Source organism: Microvirga pakistanensis (assembly GCF_004458765.1).
In the GTDB taxonomy this organism is placed as follows: Bacteria; Pseudomonadota; Alphaproteobacteria; order Rhizobiales; family Beijerinckiaceae; genus Microvirga; species Microvirga pakistanensis.
Map to the genome: position 1 here is coordinate 1 of NZ_SPJX01000459.1, position 223 is coordinate 223.

At 70.9% G+C, this 223-nt stretch carries 1 protein-coding gene; it reads right to left on the reverse strand.

Annotated features, from left to right (window positions below; all coding sequences use genetic code 11):
- A partial coding sequence (locus E4K09_RS20070) for an amidase family protein (protein WP_244610608.1) occupies nucleotides 1-223 on the reverse strand: 223 nt, incomplete at both ends.

Sequence of the window (223 nt, forward strand, 5' to 3'; positions counted from 1 at the left end):
CCGTTGAGCGCCGCCGGAATGCGCACGGAACCACCGGTGTCGCTGCCGATGGAGATCTCGGAGGTTCCTTCCGCCACCGCGACGCCCGCCCCCGAGGACGAGCCGCCGGGACTCCGCGCGGGATCCACGGCGTTGCCCGGTGTGCCGTAATGGGGATTGAGGCCCAGGCCGGAGAAGGCGAACTCCACCATGTTGGTCTTGGCCAGGATCACGGCGCCCGCCC